This window comes from Siminovitchia terrae, from assembly GCF_003605405.2.
GTDB lineage: Bacteria > Bacillota > Bacilli > Bacillales > Bacillaceae_C > Siminovitchia > Siminovitchia terrae.
The window spans coordinates 1-15872 of record NZ_QYTW02000049.1; the positions used below are offsets into that span (position 1 = coordinate 1).

Consider the following 15872-nt stretch of genomic DNA (forward strand, 5'->3'; position numbering starts at 1 on the left):
TTCAGCCACCGCCGTAATGGTATGAATTTCTCCAACGTCAATGGCAGCCCGATTTACGAATTGATTCTCTGTTACTTCCCTTCCATCCTCATAAGCAATAGACAGCATCAGTTGCCGGTCAAAGATTAATTCGATCTCTTTCATTTTCCCTTTTGGCAATTCTTTCACCCAAATATTCAGAGGTTTTTGCCTTTTCCCTTCAAAAATGCCCATGGATAACTCGATTTTTCCGTTACTTTCTTTACTTTTTCAAAAAAAGCGGCATTCCTCATTTTTTTGACAAGCTGTGTAATCGAATCATATCAACTTTTATTCAGTTATTTCGGCCTGATTTGGACTCGCGGCTGCAATGTCGATGATATCATTGTAAACACTGCTGGAGGGATGATGAGTTTTTTATTGTGGAAGAAGGTAAAAAAGTTGCATTCAAGAAGAAAGTTTTACAAAATTAAGGGATAAAGGCTTAGAGTGTAGAATCAGTTCACCACGTTTTTTTTGCTGCAATAATCGAGAGAGCTGTACGCTTAAGTCATGAAAATCATTCATGGGAAGGTTGATTTTATGGTTGCAATCGAATCCACTTTAAATACGGTCCAACATAAAAGGCTGACAAAAATTGCAGTTTTTGGGAGAATTCTTTTTGTCACAATTGGAGCCGTATTGATGGCTGTTGCTCTTGAGCTTTTCTTAATTCCTAATAATATTTTGGATGGCGGTATCACTGGCATTTCCATCATAATCAGTTATTTGACTGATTGGCGAGTCGGCTTTATCCTCTTCATATTAAACCTTCCATTTGTATATCTAGGGTATAAACAAATTGGAAAGACTTTCGCATTAGCCACCTTGTACGGAATTTTTGTCCTATCGTTAACCTCTGTATTCCTTCATAATGCTTATGTTGTCACAGATGATTTATTGCTTGATACCGTATTCGGCGGCATCATTTTGGGGACAGGCGTAGGAATTGTGATTCGTGCCGGCGGTTCCCTTGATGGCACGGAAGTTCTATCAATTCTCATGAGCCATAAACTTCCATTTTCTGTCGGAGAGGTTGTCATGTTCTTCAACTTCTTCATCTTCACCACTGCAGGATTTATTTTCAGCTGGGATCGTGCCATGTACTCCATCATCACCTATTACATCGCTTCAAAAGTAATGGATTTAGTCGTTGAAGGCTTTAATGAATCAAAATCAGTTTGGGTCATCAGCGAGCAAGCTGAGGAAATCGGCAATTCCATCATGGCAAGGCTAGGGCGAGGGGTCACGTATTTAAAAGGTGAAGGGGCATTCACAGGCAATGATAGAGCGGTCATTTTTTGTGTCATCACCCGTTTGGAAGAATCAAAGCTAAAATCCATCGTCGACGAACATGATCCTGCCGCTTTTCTTGCAATTGGAAACATTTCTGAAGTTCGTGGTGGACGTACAAAGAAAAAAAGTATTCACTAAGCAACCTGGGGACAACCAACCTGAATATAAGAATCAGGCAAGGAAAAATGCCTGATTTTTATATCCTAAGGTTACTATTGTAAATACTTTGGGTGATCATTATTCTCTCCTTGAATCTCGTCAAAAATATTTGCTCCATTGCTTTTCTGTCCTGTTGTTTGTGATTCTTTCACCCCAAGCATGTACTCATCCATCAACTTTTTAAATTCTTTCTTTGTAAGCGGTTTGGCTTCGTCCTTCAATTCGTACCCGAGCTCTCCGTTCGGCTCAATCGTTGCAGTTTTAATATCATCCACTTTGCTAATACCGTTTAACCTCAACCTCGTTTCCAGTTGGTCGACGCTCATCCTGAGCTTTCGCAGTTCAGGTACATTGATTGTTCCGTTCTGAACTACCACTTTGGATTTACCTGTTAAAATTGTTTCAGCGCCATTTATTTTCATTTGAAGGTATTCCAGCAAAAATAAGGTTACAACGAATATACCCACAACCACTAGAGTCTGCACAACTCCCTTATGTGCAATGGGCTGTACAAGGATGGTCCCTAAAGAAAGCATGACAATTAATTGGGGCATGGTCATTTGAGCAATCGCTTTTCTTCCGGTCACTTTCAGTAAAAACAATCCGGCTATAAGAACAATGAGCGGCTCCCAAAGCAGCTTCATTCGATCAACTCCATTTCTAGCATTATTGTTTGCATTGGCAATTGAAACATGCATGTTCTTTTATTAGTTGGGTCAATATGAAAAAAACATCCATACAATCCACAACGGACACATTACGTATGAGCTACCGTTTTTAAGTTGCGCTAGGATTAAAAATATTCAATGGATGATGTGAGAAGTCTTTTTGGACATTTCAAAGTAATGTTGAGCGGGTTTCCTTCGTTGCTGGACAATTCGAGGGAGTGGTTTGGGGAGTGGTTAAGCAGAGCATATAGCATAAAATATAACCCGCCGCTCATTTTAAAGTGAGCAACGGGTTATATTTATTTTCTTCTTAGTCCCTGCAATCTCAAAAGGGAATATATTATCCCTATCAAGTCATTGTTTTCAAATGCGTAAGCAGGAACAGCTTCATCCATATATCCAACGGTTTCCCAGTCTGTACCGAAAAAGGATTTTTCATCAGTAGCTTCAAGGGTTATGCTTTTACTAGTGCAAAAATGATCTCGACTGGTTCGTCACCTTTATTGACACACCAATGGGGTTCGCCTGCTGGAATAAAAGATGCTTCTCCAGCAGTAATTTCATACGGTACGCCTCCGGACTCTCCCTTAAGTGTACCTTTTGTTATGAATGAATATTCTTGTTCTTCATGAAACGTCGTACCTTCGCTTGGCAGACGTTCACCTGCCGGTATGGAAACATAGCCGAATTTTATTTCAGCTCCCGGGTACTGATCGTGAAAAAGATTTTGTACGATGTCGCTTGTTAACTTTGGTGTATTTTTCTTCATGATGGCCTCCTGACTTTATCTTCCGGGCAATTCTTTATAATCAAATGTCTCTGGATCAACTTCTACTAAGAAATGTTCACGAGCTTCTTCCACTGTGAAGTAATCATTTTTAACATCCATTGCGACTTGGACTGCCGGACGTTCTTTTGGATCGCCATAACCTCCACCCGTTCCAGTCATGAGACGGACTACATCGTTCGTATTCAATTTATAACGTGGATAGACGCCATAAGGTCCGTCTGTTTCCCCATCCGCTTTAATAACGCAGAATTCATTCGGAGAGCCATCACACCCATTAGCGATTCCCCATGGGAGAAATTTATTGCGGCCAAATGTTGCCGTGACAGCCTGACCATCCGATAATGCACGATAGGAACGGATTACTCCTTTACCGCCAATATACTTGCCTGCACCTGCTCCGTTTCCATCTTGACGCAAGCTATATTCATCCAACATCACGCCATATCTCGTTTCAGCCACTTCTACAGGGACATTGTAGGTTTCTCCATCTGCGATACAGAATTGTCCGGACTCCCCGTCTTTTCGATTGGAAGCGCCCCATCCACCAACGGAAGGTTCAACGATGAGAAAAGGTTCACCTGTATCTTGGTGGGTACCCGACAATGTAACGGCACATACAGACAAGAACTGGCCTGCGGTCAACCGATTTGGCAAATGCGGTGCCATTGCTTTCCAAACCAGATCAAGGCTTCCTAGTAGCGTTTCGAAGTAGTTAGAAACAGGAACGGGTCGTTCGGCTGACATGATCGACTTCGGATCAACAATAACTGTCAATGGGCGGAATACGCCATCGTTTACGTCTTGCGCCGGATTTGTGATAGCTAAAAATATTGTGCGAACCGCAGAAACGAGACCGGTATACGAACAGTTCACTGGACCCAGCACTTGAGGGGAACTTCCCCGAAAATCGCAAACGAATTCATCGTCTGTAATAGTCACTTTCACTTTAATTGGGAAGGGACCATTACCCAGTCCATCCGTATCAATGAAGTCCTCAGCATAAAACGTCCCTTTGGGGAGCTCTTTCAGTTCCTGACGGGCCATTTCTTCCCCATGATCAAGTAAATAATCAATAGCGGCAAGAATCGTTTCTTTCGAATGCTTTTCACAAAGCTCCTGCAAACGCCGATCACCTGTGCGAAGTGCTGCAATTTGCGCCCACATATCGCCGAGTGATAGATCAGGGAAGCGGACATTTGAACGGATGATTTCGATGAGTGCCTCATTCACTTTTCCTTCATCGAAGAGTTTAAGACAAGAGAATTGAAGACCTTCTTGGAAAATATCGACTGAGTCATTGGTGAATGAACCTGGATCTTTCCCTCCAACCTCCGTCCAGTGCGCTTTATTGGCAGAAAAAGCAATAATTTCACCTTCATAAAAGATTGGCATAACGAGCCCGACATCGGATAAATGTGAGCCCCCGCCTTGATAAGGATCATTGATGATGATAATGTCGCCGGGCTTCAGTTGATCTCCCGGATATTTATTCAACGTCTCTTTTACCATGAACGTAAGCATTCCGATAAATCCTGTAACACCATTTCCTTGTGTAAGGAGGTTTCCTTTAGCGTCAGTAAGTCCACTTGCATAATCAAGCACTTCATAAATGATCGGACTCATGGACGTCCGCGCTAATGCTACGAACATCTCATCACCGACGGCTAATAGGGAGTCTTTTACGATTTCCAATGTGAACGGATCAATTTTGCTTGAGATGGTCATATTAGTTTTCCTCCTTTTCAATGATGATATTGCCATAGTCATCCAAATAGAGCTTTTGCTGTTCATATATGACTGTGACTGCTGCTTTCTCCTCGACAATCGCCGGCCCAGCAATAACTTCATTTACCGGTAGCTTGTCCCTGTCATAGACAGGCGTTGTAACCCAGCCTTTATTCTCATAATATACGTCACGATCCTCTTTTTTTGCTTCCATTAGTGAACTTGTTCTGTTCAATTTGGAGATGGTCGGTTTCTCCACTTTTCCGAACGCTGTCACATGAAGATTTACGATTTCCGTTTGGGCATCCTCTAATTTGAATGTGTAGTTCTTTTCATGCAGTTTATGGAAATCTTCGATAGCTTGCCTTTTCGCCTCATCCGTCCACTTGCCATTTGCGACAGGTACCTTCACTGTATGTTCCTGTCCAAGATAACGCATATCGGCGAACCGATGGAATTCCACTTTATCCTCTTCCATTCCTTCCTGGCTGAAATGCTGCAATGCGTTACGCTCAATTTCTTCCCACTGGCAATCGATCTCTTCCAATGGCAAATCATTCATCCGCTTAATATATGTTTGAATATAGTCGTGACGAAGATCTGTCATCAGCATGCCCCATGCTGAGAATACAGGGGAAGCAATAGGCACGACAACCTTTTTGACACCAAGTTCAAGTGCCAGCGCCGGTGCATGCATGGAACCACCGCCGCCAAAAGCAAGCAACGTGAAATCTTGTGGATTATAACCTTTGCGTATTGAAATCAATTTCAAAGCATTTAACATGTTCGAATTGGCAATCCGAATGATGCCGAGAGCCGCTTCTTCAGGAGTGATTCCAAAATGATTACCGATTTTCGTTGCGATAGCAGACCGGACAGTGTCCAAATTCACATCATAATCAAAATTTTTAGATGATAAACGTCCAGTGAGTAAATTTGCATCTGTCGTAGTCGGTTCAGTTCCGCCTTGACCATAGGCGACTGGCCCTGGAGTGGCTCCTGCCGATTGTGGTCCAACTTTCAATGAACCCGCCCCATCAATCCATGCGATTGAACCGCCGCCATTTCCAATTTCAATAATATCGACAACAGGAGTCTTGATGGGGTACCCTGCACTCCGGCCATCTTTTTCGATGTAATAATCAGTGGATACCTTGACCTCTCCATTTTCAATCAGCGAGCATTTTGCCGTTGTTCCGCCGATATCAAATGCTATGATATTTTTTTCACCTATCATCTCACCAAGGACAGCTGCACCAAAAATACCAGCGACCGGTCCGGACTCCACCATATTAATCGGCGCTTCTTTGGCTTTGTCGAACTTTGTAGTTCCTCCATTCGATTGCATAATATATCGTTGGTCGATTTCCGCCTGTGTCTTGAGTTCATTTTCAAGCTGGTTGATATATGTTGTAGCCGCCGGTTGAACATAGGCGTTCAATACAGCTGTATTAGTCCGTTCATACTCTCGCCATTCCTGTGTGATATCGCTGGAAGCAGTAACCTTTACTTCAGGCCACAGATCTTTGATCAATTTTACAGTTTGCTGTTCGTGTGAAGGGTTCGTGTAAGAATGGAGGAATGAAACGGCAATTGCCTCTACTCCTTCCTTCTTGAAGAAATCAATGCATTCTTTCACTTCATCTGTATTCAATTCACGCAAAACTTCACCTTTATAATTAACGCGCTCACTTACTTCCCGGCGTAAATAACGTTCAACAAACGGTGTCGGTTTCTCATAATTCACATTGAACAGATCTGGACGATTACCACGGGCAATTTCCAATACATCGCGAAACCCCTTCGTTGTGATCAAACCTGTTTTAGCACCTTTTCTTTCCGTCAACGCATTAATAATAACCGTTGTACCATGAATGAACATTGAGATGGACGACTGATCAACTCCGCTTTTCTTAATGACATCTAAGACACCTTTTTCAAAGTTTGGCGGGGTCGTGCTGCTTTTATCAATCCCGATATTGCCTTTATCATCTACGTATACTAAATCAGTGAATGTTCCTCCGATATCAGTAGCTACTCTCATGCTGGTCACACTCCTATAATCAAATGCGCCTTGGCGTATTTGCGCCCAGATTTTATCGAGCTTAAGCTCGATAAATTTCCTCTGAAAATCTGAGGCATCCGCCGGAGGCTTTAACTTTATTCAGCCGGGGTTTGAACCCCCACCGAATGGAACACCAATAAGCATTCATCCCACTACTTACAGAAGTGGGAGACTCCAGCTGAATGAAGTTAAAAAATGATTGGTGTCACTATGCTTAAAACGATACTTTCCTCTGAAAGCGGATTTTCCCATTGGTGAATCAGACTGGAAGGATAATGAATTGTATCTCCTTCGAATAAATGAAACTTCTCTTCATTCAAATAAAAAATCACTTCGCCCTTTAACACATAATAGAATTCCTCTCCATTGTGGCTAAAAGGATGTTGCTCGTGCATATGCGGTGGCAGCACAACCTTTAAAGGCTCCAGCTTCCGGTTGTTAAAAGTACCCGTTAGCCTTGTATACACCTGACTCCCTGAGCTTGTTGTAAAGCTATGTTGTTCATTCGCACGAACAACGTATTGCTGCTGTGTAGTCTCTTCCAAAAAGAAATAATTAATATGAATCCCCAATGCATCAGAGATTTTCTTGAGTGAAGTTATAGATAGAGATGATGCACCTCTTTCTATTTGTGATAAAAAGCTTAGAGATAATCCAGTTTTCTCACTCAAATCCTTTAGCGTAAGATTACGCTCTTGACGCAATGCCTTGATCTTAATATGAATTTCATCCATGTACGAATACCCTCTCAAAATTGAAGTATAAGTGTAGTAGTTCTGAATATAGCATAATTATTTTACAGTTGCAACGATTATTATTAATTATCAGTCAACTCAATAAAGATATTTTTAGAATGTTTCTACACATATCCGAGTTATCAAAAATAAAAAAATGCCTGAGCACTCACAGACATTTTTGTTACTTTTAGGCACTCAATTCGTTTTTTAGATGTTTCATATTTCTCTGGTTTAACTACTGATAACTTGTTGATATTTGATACCTTTCTATATTCACAGTATAATCTTAATAAGAACAAACATTCGGAAAAGGTTGTATGGATAGACGAATAAGGTGGTAATTTTTTGTATGAAACGAAAGATAGTTAATTACTTTATTTTCTTTTTGTTCTTGTTCATTTGCAATTTAATAGTTAATCAATTTCTAAAACATAATTTTAATATTTTGACTGCTTTTTCCACCGCTTTAGGTGTCTCACTTGGAATGTTTTTTGTTAAGCGATGGATGACAAAAAGAAATATTTAAAAATCCACCCTGAAAAGGGTGGACTGCTTGCATGCTTAAGCATTTAAAATAGTGTTCCTTAAAGTTATTTAAAATGCAATTATATTTCACTTTATAAAATGTTTTTTTACATGCTAGGTCTTTATTTCCTTCGCTCAGTTTGAGCAACTACCAGTTTTCGATTTCCGGACGTTCTTTTTTCAAATTGCCCTTTTTGGATGAGCGGTTCCGCAGTTCCGCTAACACAGCCTCAAGCGGTACATTTTGATCCGCCATCAGAACAAGACAATGGTAAAAGAGGTCGCCAAATTCATTGACTAGTTCTTCTTTATCTTTATTTTTAGCTGCAATGATGACTTCACCAGCTTCTTCGATCAGCTTTTTAGCAATTTTATCTGTACCTTTTTCGAATAAATAAGCGGTATATGATCCTTCAACAGGCTCTGCTTTTCTATCTGTTATTTCGTCATTGAGGGATGTAATAACAGATGACAAAGGCAGATCTTCATGTACACCTTCAATTGTGTCAAAGAAACATGATTGTTCACCTGTATGGCAAGCAGGGCCGAGCGGATCAACCCTCACCAGCAAAGTGTCGCCATCACAATCCGCTTGGATGGACTTGACCCGCTGCTTGTTACCGGATGTAGCTCCTTTATTCCAATATTCCTTGCGGGATCTGGAATAAAACCACGTTTCCTTTGTTTCCATTGTTTTGTTAAAAGCTGTTTGGTCCATATAAGCAAGCATCAGGACCTCGCCGCTCTTGTCATCAACGACAATGGCCGGAATCAGTCCCTTGGAAAAATCAGGAGTCACTGACGTTCACTCCTCGCTCGCGGCATTGCTTTTTTACCTCAGGGATACTGACGGTATTTTCGTGAAAAATAGATGCTGCCAAAGCAGAAGCACAGTCCGTCTTTTCGAACACTTCGACGATGTGACCTGAGTTGCCACAGCCGCCGGAAGCCGTAACCGGAATCGCAACCGCATCGACTATCGCTTTTGTCAATTCCAAATCATAACCGTCTTTCATACCGTCCCGATCAACGCTTGTTAGTAAAATTTCACCGGCTCCCAGCTCTTCAAGCATTTTTGACCATTGCACCGCATCCAGTCCAGCGTCCTTCATGCCGCCGTGAGTCATAACATGCCATGAGCCATCTGGGAATTGCTTGGCATCCACAGCTGCGACAACCTTTTCGGACCCAAATTTTTCTGCCGCTTCCTTGATCAGTTCAGGACGATCTACCGCAGCTGAATTGATTCCGACCTTATCCGCACCAGCATCGAGAACCCTTGAAATATCATCCAAGGTTTTAATTCCTCCGCCGACCGCAAACGGAATGGATATTTTTTCAGCTACCCTTTTAACTACATCCACCATCGTATCTCTGCCTTCTGTCGTAGCCGAGATATCAAGAAGTACCAATTCATCGGCACCATTTTCCGAATAATTAGAGGCCATCTCCACCGGGTCGCCCATTAAGCGAAGCCCTTCAAAATTGATTCCTTTCACCACTTGCCCATCTTTTACGTCTAAACAAGGAATAATTTTCTTCATTTTTCATGACCTCCTTAGTTTTACCGTGCCTTCATACATAGCCTTTCCGACAATTGCTTCCTCAATGCCGAGGCGAGCAACTGCATCAAGGTCCGTCTGGTTTCTAATTCCTCCTGAAGCGACAATCTTACATTCAACTGCATCATTGATCTTTTTCAACTGTTCAAGGTTCGGTCCCTGCATCGTACCGTCCTTTGAAATATCTGTGAAAACGATCGTTTCCACTCCGAGCTCTTCCATCTTCTTAGCAAACTTGATGTAATCCACTTCAGTCTCAGTTTCCCAACCTGAAACAGCCACTTTCTCATTGCGAGCGTCGATTCCAATGACGATATTTTTCTTGTAATCTTTCAATGCTTCTTTTAAAAAATATTCATCCTCGACTGCTGCCGTTCCGATGACAACACGCTCAGCACCTGCCTCAACGTACGCCTTCACAGTTTCAAGGTTGCGGATCCCACCTCCAATCTGAATAGGAACAGGCGATTTTGCACAAAGCCTAGAAATCAACTCAAGCTGATCAGGCTTCCCTGAACGGGCTCCATCCAAATCAACGATATGAATGATTTCCGCCCCATCATCAATAAAAGTTTGAAGCTGAGATTCCGGGTCACTCCCCACCTGTGTTGTTTGATTGAAATCTCCCTGATAAAGCCTGACGCATTTTCCATCAATCAAGTCCATTGCCGGTAAAATCTTCATTGGTTCCTCCTACAAACATTTGGCTTATTTTTAAGAAAGTATAAAATACATTGAGCCCTCTCCCGAAATGAGAATGCGTTATGTCCAGCTCTGACAGACAAGAAGTCCTAGTACCGACGACGCCACAGGACGTGGCATTTTAAGTCGCCAGGAGCCATTGGCGCAAGGACCAAATCACGCGGAAGTTTATTCAGGAAGAATGTGCTCCTGCGGCACAGCATATTCAAGGAAGCATATGTTTCCCTCGTCGCAAAGCTGCATGAAGCATACTCAACAGCTTTGCTGTGGCGGCTCAAGAACTGACTCCTCACAATACGCCTTGTGCTTTCCTTACTCCAACAGGCCCTTTGTTGAAAGAACCCCTTTTATATTAGGATCAATATTAACCGCTTCTCTTAAAGCACGTCCAAGCGCTTTAAAAATCGCCTCGATTTTATGATGGGTATTTTCCCCATACAAAACTCGAGCGTGGAGCGTGATACCTGCGTTAAAAGCAAATGCCTGGAAAAATTCCCTTACAAGCTCCGTATCGAAATTACCCAGTGACTGCATTTTAAAATCACCTTCAAAATGAAGGAATGGCCGACCGCTTATATCAAGCGAAACAAATCCAAGCGCATCATCCATCGGGACATAGGATGTCCCAAATCGGACGATCCCCTGCTTGTCACCAAGCGCTTCCCTAATTGCTTTTCCCAGGACAATCCCTGTATCTTCTACTGTATGGTGGCTATCAATATGAAGATCGCCCTCCACTGTCGCCTTAAGCCCAAATCTGCCATGCCGCGCAAAAGCAGTCAGCATATGATCAAAAAACCCGACCCCCGTATGGATCTCAACCTCCGTCGGATCATCAAGACAAACTGCAAGCTCTATCTTTGTTTCACTTGTCTCCCTTTTACTTGACGCTTGGCGCATTACTTGTCACTCCAATTCATCAATGCCTCTTTCAGCTTAGCATGTTCTTCCGCAGTCCCTGCAGATATCCGGACAGCTTTGAAAGAACCTTTTCCGAAATATCGGATTTTTATTTTTCTTTCATATAAAAATTCAGCTAAATCCTGGGCTCCTTCCATCTTCACTAAATAGAAGTTCGTGCTGCTCGGATATAGAACAGCTCCTGGCACCCTGCCGGCAAATTCTTTCATGATTTCTTCAAGCTCTGCAATTTGTGCTAGCTGCATAATTAAAAATTGGTCCAAAAGCTCAGGCTTTTTCAAAAGCTGCGTGCCCATCTGAGCGGAAACGGTATTTACGTTATATGGCGGTTTAACCGCTGTAATCCCCTCAATGATCCGATCATTGGCTATCATAAAGCCGAGACGGAGCGCCGCCATTCCAAGCGCTTTTGAAGCCGTCCTTAAAATAAGTAGGTTCTCATAATCGAGCACCTGTTTAGCAAAGGCTGACTCCCCGGCAAAATCGATATAAGCCTCATCTAAAATAAGGAGGCCTCCCGCTTGCTTCATCGCACCGATCAATGCTTCGATTTCCTCATTTTCATATAATCTGCCTGTAGGATTGTTCGGGTTGGACAAGAGCAATAATTTTGGGTTCAAGCGTTCGATCTCTGCCTTAATTTTATCCAACGGCAATGTAAAGTCTTCGTTCAACTGGATCGTTGTCACTTCTGCCCCCATGACACGGGCATTTTTTTCGTACATGGAAAAATCGGGTTCCAATACGATTACATGATCCCCTGGATCAAGTGCATATTGGCAAATAAGCGTGATGCATTCATCCGATCCATTTCCTGCCAAAACATTCTCGACAGGAAAGCCGGAAAATTTGCTGTAAGCCTCAATCAACGCTTCCGTACTTTCTGCCGGATAACGGTTCAGCAGCGTTTGTTCTAACTCGGAAAAGTCGAGATAGGAAAGGAGGCTTGTATATGCCTCATTGTTATCAAGCCGGATTACATCATCCTGTTCAGACGTCACTTTATAAGGAACCAACCCGCGGAGTGTTTTTCTCACCGTTCCAGCCTCACTTTCACAGCACGCGCATGGCCGTCCAATTCTTCCTTCGTTGCCAAAGTTTCCACATAAGGAGCCGCATTGCGCAATGCTTTTTCAGAGTAATAAACATACGTAGTTTTTTTGACGAAATCATCAACGGACAGCCCTGATGAAAAACGGGCAGTTCCCACTGTCGGCAAAACATGGTTAGGTCCGGCAAAATAATCACCAACCGCTTCAGGTGTGTGGTGGCCGATAAATACCGATCCTGCATTTTTCACTTTGCTCAAATGCTGCAAAGCATTTTCCACCTGTATCTCCAAATGCTCAGGAGCAAGAGCGTTTGCCAATTCAAAGGCTTCCTCTAAAGAATTCACTAGAACAATAGCCCCTTCATTTGTCAGCGAAACTTCTGCTATGTCCTTTCTGGGAAGCTCCGCGCATTGCTTCTGCAATTCGACTATTGTCTCATCAACAAGCTGTTTGGAAGTCGTAAAAAGGAAGGAGCGCGCTCTTTCGTCATGCTCAGCCTGTGCAATCAAATCAGCCGCGACGAAAGCTGGAGTGGCTGTTTCATCAGCAATGATGGCCACTTCAGAAGGGCCCGCAATCATGTCAATACCCACATCGCCAAACACTAGCGATTTTGCGGCAGCCACGAAAGCATTTCCCGGACCGACAATTTTATCGACGGAAGGGATTTTGTCTGTTCCATATGCAAGCGCTGCTATCGCCTGGCTTCCACCTACTTTATAGATTGTATCCACTCCGGCAATATCAGCAGCAACAGATAACACAGCTGGAATGGTGTCTCCTCCTCTGACAGGGGTAACCATGACGATTTTTTGCACCCCTGCAAGACTTGCCGGGATGGCGTTCATCAATACGGTGGACGGGTAGCAAGCTTTTCCACCTGGAACATAAATACCAGCCCGTTCAATTGGACGGAAAAGCTGGCCGGAAATGATATCATCCGTCATTTCCATCATCCGCGATTGCTGAAGCTGTTTGGAATGAAAGCTTTTGATATTGGCAGCGGCCCTTTCAAGTGACTCAATCACTTCGGAAGAGACTTCCTTCCAGGCCGCTTTTCTTTCTTCCTTTGTCACTTCCCAGTTGTCACCGCTGTATCCGTCAAATTTTTCCGTGTATTCTTGTAACGCTTCATCGCCACGGGTACGGATGTCTTCCATGATTTTTTTTACCGTTTCTAAAACTTCATCATCAAAAGGCTGCTTTTTCGTTTTTGCCGAAATGAATGTATCTTTGAACTGATTTACAGTGTACGCTGGTATCATATGGCAGCCTCCTCGATGCGGAATGAGTCAATGAGCGGCGCCAATACGGATTTTTTCAGTTTCAAAGAATTACGGTTTGCGATGCATCTTGCGGAAATGGACATCATTTCTTCTTTTACAACAAGCCCGTTCTCTTTTAATGTGCTGCCCGTTTCAACAATATCCACGATATTGTCCGCTAGTCCCAAAAGCGGAGCCAATTCAACAGAGCCTTCCAGCTTGACAATGTCAACGGATTTACCGCGTTCCCTGAAATATTTCGTTGTGATGTTCGGGAACTTCGTTGCAATTCGCTGTTTGCCGAAGGAGTGAGACCCTTCAGGCTCCCCTGCTATGGCAAGGCGACATTTTCCGAATGGAAGCGGCAATAGGTCATAGACGTCCGGCTCGAATTCAAGAAGGATGTCCTCCCCAACAATGCCGAGATCCGCAATCCCATGTTCAACGTAAGTAGCCACGTCTACTCCCTTCGCAAAAACGGCAAAAAATTCGTCCGTCTCGATTTGAAGCTTTCTTCCTTTATCTGTCAAAGACGTAATATCGTAGCCTTTTGACTGTAAAAATGCGAGAAATTGTTTTTCCAATCTCCCTTTTGTCAGAGCGATCGTCGGTTTCACTTTTCCAACACCTCATATTTTCCGTCAATAAGTTTTATTTCTACTATTTTATCATAATCATCTGAATCAGCCTTCTCCGTACGGACATCGACTATGCAATTTTCATATGACTGCCTTAATTTTTCTGCGTAAACAAGCGCATCAAGATTAGCGATGATGCAGACTGTTTCCAAAGATGATTCTTCCTGGTAAATTTCAGCAAGAACATCTACATCGAATGCGAGGCCTGCAGCTGAAACTTGGCCTCCATACCGATCATACAGCTTATCGTAACGTCCACCGGAAAAACAAACAACACCCGTTTTTTTCAAAAATCCCCTGTATAACATTCCAGAATAATAAGGAAGATTCTTCACTCTGCCAAGATCGACAAGGATTTCACCGCTGCCCGATTCAGTTAGAATCTGTGCGACCTTTTTCATTTGGGCTAGCATGTCAAGCAGATCTTTCCTGTCCTTCCACCGTTCCTCGTATTCAGTGATCACTTCTATGCCACCGTATGCGTCAACGAGGGCTGCCAGTTCCTTCGCTGTTTCCTCGTCCCCATAGTGAAGCGCGATTTCGTAAACTTCATCCTGTTTTTTATCATGCATGGCCTGGCGGAGCCGTTCCGCTTCCTCGTTCTTCAAATCAAGCTCCTGAACAAGGCTTTCATATAGTTCAGTGTGGCCAAGTTCGATGACATAATCTGTAATTCCAATGCTTTTTAAAATAGAGCTGGCCATCAAAAGGCTTTCGATTTCCCCCATCAATGTTGGCATATGCAGGATTTCAATACCGGCTTGGTGATCTTCCATACCTGGCCTGTCAGTCTTGAAGACGGACCCCTGATAAGCCCATTTCTGCGGATTGCGATCCTGCGATGACAATGCCCGAGCGATAGATGTTGTCCAATCCGGGCGAAGTACTTCAATTTCTCCTTCCGAATTGAACCATTTCAGCATATTTTGAAGGTTCATCCCCACATATTCATTTGTAAAAGTCGATGCATATTCAAACACTGGTGTAGAAATTTGCTCATAGCCGCGCAGCACTGCCACTTCCCTGAACTTTTCCATAACAGAAAAGCGGTTGCTAACTGCGGGCCCCATCTCATCCCTGCTTCCTGCTGGCAAAAACATAACAAGTCACTTCCCGAATCTATACTCTTTAATTCTCTAGCGAACTAAAGGATTTCAGTAAATTGGTATTACTTTACCATAAAAAATAATTGTTCGTCAATTCTTATTCAGAAAAAATCGTGACGGAATTGAGAAAAGTGCAAGGCGCTCAGCCTTTGGCGACAAGCACAAGGCGAATTTTGATGAGGGAGTTCCTCGCCACCACAGCAAAGCTGCTCATTTCAATTACACCGTGAAAAGCTTCTTTGAGTATGCTTCATGCAGCTTTGCGACGAGGGAAACATAGGCTTCCTTGAATAAGCTGTGCCGCAGGAGCACATTCTTCCTGAATAAACTTCCGCGTGATGCACCGATGGCGCCTGCCCGACTTAAAGCGCCACGTCCCTGTGGCGCCGTCGGCACTAGCACATCCTGTGCGTCGGCTGGCTCAGAACGCGACATCCTGTCGCTTCGCTTGCACTAGTACTTCCTGTACGTCGCAGCTAACATATAAAAACTTAATTCGAACAAAATATTTCATCTAATTTTATGCTTTCTTATCTTTTGAGAAACAACCCTTCATTTGGAGGATCCAATTGATTGGAGGCGGTTTTTAAAAGAAGGTTAGAGACTTCATAAGAGAGTTGGAGACTTTATAAGAGAGTTGGAG

The 15872-nt window shown here is 43.1% G+C and carries 14 protein-coding genes and 2 pseudogenes; 2 read left to right on the forward strand and 14 right to left on the reverse strand.

Annotated elements, in window-relative coordinates; translation table 11 throughout:
• Positions 1–213: pseudogene (locus D5F11_RS25265) on the reverse strand (hypothetical protein); the annotation flags it as partial.
• 42 nt (positions 214–255) lie between these two features.
• On the opposite strand from D5F11_RS25265, the pseudogene D5F11_RS25270 reads away from it, so the two are divergent.
• Both D5F11_RS25270 and D5F11_RS25275 read left to right on the forward strand, forming a co-directional pair.
• Positions 256–459: pseudogene (locus D5F11_RS25270) on the forward strand (VanZ family protein); the annotation flags it as partial.
• Positions 460–561: 102 nt separating this feature from the next.
• Positions 562–1452 (forward strand): YitT family protein, encoded by an 891-nt coding sequence (locus D5F11_RS25275; RefSeq protein ID WP_120119479.1) that lies wholly within the window; start codon positions 562–564, stop codon positions 1450–1452.
• Positions 1453–1526: 74 nt separating this feature from the next.
• Here the strand turns inward: D5F11_RS25275 and D5F11_RS25280 are convergent, their stop codons facing one another.
• The 13 genes from D5F11_RS25280 to D5F11_RS25340 form a co-directional block, all read right to left on the reverse strand.
• On the reverse strand, positions 1527–2117 hold the full coding sequence (locus tag D5F11_RS25280) for a DUF421 domain-containing protein (RefSeq protein WP_120119478.1): 591 nt from the start codon (positions 2115–2117) through the stop codon (positions 1527–1529).
• 478 nt (positions 2118–2595) lie between these two features.
• Positions 2596–2910 carry a cupin domain-containing protein gene (locus D5F11_RS25285; RefSeq protein ID WP_120119477.1) on the reverse strand — a complete coding sequence of 105 codons (315 nt, stop codon included), beginning with the start codon at positions 2908–2910 and terminating at the stop codon, positions 2596–2598.
• A gap of 15 nt (positions 2911–2925) precedes the next feature.
• The gene (locus tag D5F11_RS25290; protein WP_120119476.1) at positions 2926–4656 is read right to left on the reverse strand and encodes a hydantoinase B/oxoprolinase family protein; all 1731 of its coding nucleotides are present in this window, start codon (positions 4654–4656) and stop codon (positions 2926–2928) included.
• Between the two features lies 1 nt (position 4657).
• Positions 4658–6700 (reverse strand): hydantoinase/oxoprolinase family protein, encoded by a 2043-nt coding sequence (locus tag D5F11_RS25295; protein ID WP_120119475.1) that lies wholly within the window; start codon positions 6698–6700, stop codon positions 4658–4660.
• Between the two features lie 209 nt (positions 6701–6909).
• The gene (locus D5F11_RS25300; protein WP_120119474.1) at positions 6910–7455 is read right to left on the reverse strand and encodes a helix-turn-helix domain-containing protein; all 546 of its coding nucleotides are present in this window, start codon (positions 7453–7455) and stop codon (positions 6910–6912) included.
• 676 nt (positions 7456–8131) lie between these two features.
• Positions 8132–8782 (reverse strand): bifunctional phosphoribosyl-AMP cyclohydrolase/phosphoribosyl-ATP diphosphatase HisIE, encoded by a 651-nt coding sequence (gene hisIE, locus D5F11_RS25305; protein ID WP_120119473.1) that lies wholly within the window; start codon positions 8780–8782, stop codon positions 8132–8134.
• Complete coding sequence (gene hisF, locus D5F11_RS25310) at positions 8772–9527, reverse strand: imidazole glycerol phosphate synthase subunit HisF (protein WP_120119472.1); 756 nt, start codon at positions 9525–9527, stop codon at positions 8772–8774. The genes hisIE and hisF overlap by 11 nt, the downstream gene beginning before the upstream one ends.
• A gap of 3 nt (positions 9528–9530) precedes the next feature.
• Positions 9531–10229, reverse strand: a complete 699-nt coding sequence (hisA, locus tag D5F11_RS25315) for a 1-(5-phosphoribosyl)-5-[(5-phosphoribosylamino)methylideneamino]imidazole-4-carboxamide isomerase (protein WP_120119471.1) — start codon at positions 10227–10229, stop codon at positions 9531–9533.
• A gap of 330 nt (positions 10230–10559) precedes the next feature.
• On the reverse strand, positions 10560–11147 hold the full coding sequence (hisB, locus tag D5F11_RS25320) for an imidazoleglycerol-phosphate dehydratase HisB (protein WP_120119470.1): 588 nt from the start codon (positions 11145–11147) through the stop codon (positions 10560–10562).
• Positions 11147–12205 (reverse strand): pyridoxal phosphate-dependent aminotransferase, encoded by a 1059-nt coding sequence (locus tag D5F11_RS25325; RefSeq protein WP_185830915.1) that lies wholly within the window; start codon positions 12203–12205, stop codon positions 11147–11149. The genes hisB and D5F11_RS25325 overlap by 1 nt, the downstream gene beginning before the upstream one ends.
• A complete protein-coding gene (hisD, locus tag D5F11_RS25330; protein ID WP_120119468.1) occupies positions 12202–13485 on the reverse strand; it encodes a histidinol dehydrogenase in 1284 nt (427 codons plus the stop codon). Before hisD ends, D5F11_RS25325 begins: the two co-directional genes overlap by 4 nt.
• Entirely contained in the window at positions 13482–14102 is a 621-nt protein-coding gene (gene hisG / locus D5F11_RS25335; RefSeq protein WP_120119467.1) for an ATP phosphoribosyltransferase, read from the reverse strand. Before hisG ends, hisD begins: the two co-directional genes overlap by 4 nt.
• On the reverse strand, positions 14099–15223 hold the full coding sequence (locus D5F11_RS25340; protein ID WP_120119466.1) for an ATP phosphoribosyltransferase regulatory subunit: 1125 nt from the start codon (positions 15221–15223) through the stop codon (positions 14099–14101). Before D5F11_RS25340 ends, hisG begins: the two co-directional genes overlap by 4 nt.
• Between the last annotated feature and the right edge of the window lie 649 nt (positions 15224–15872).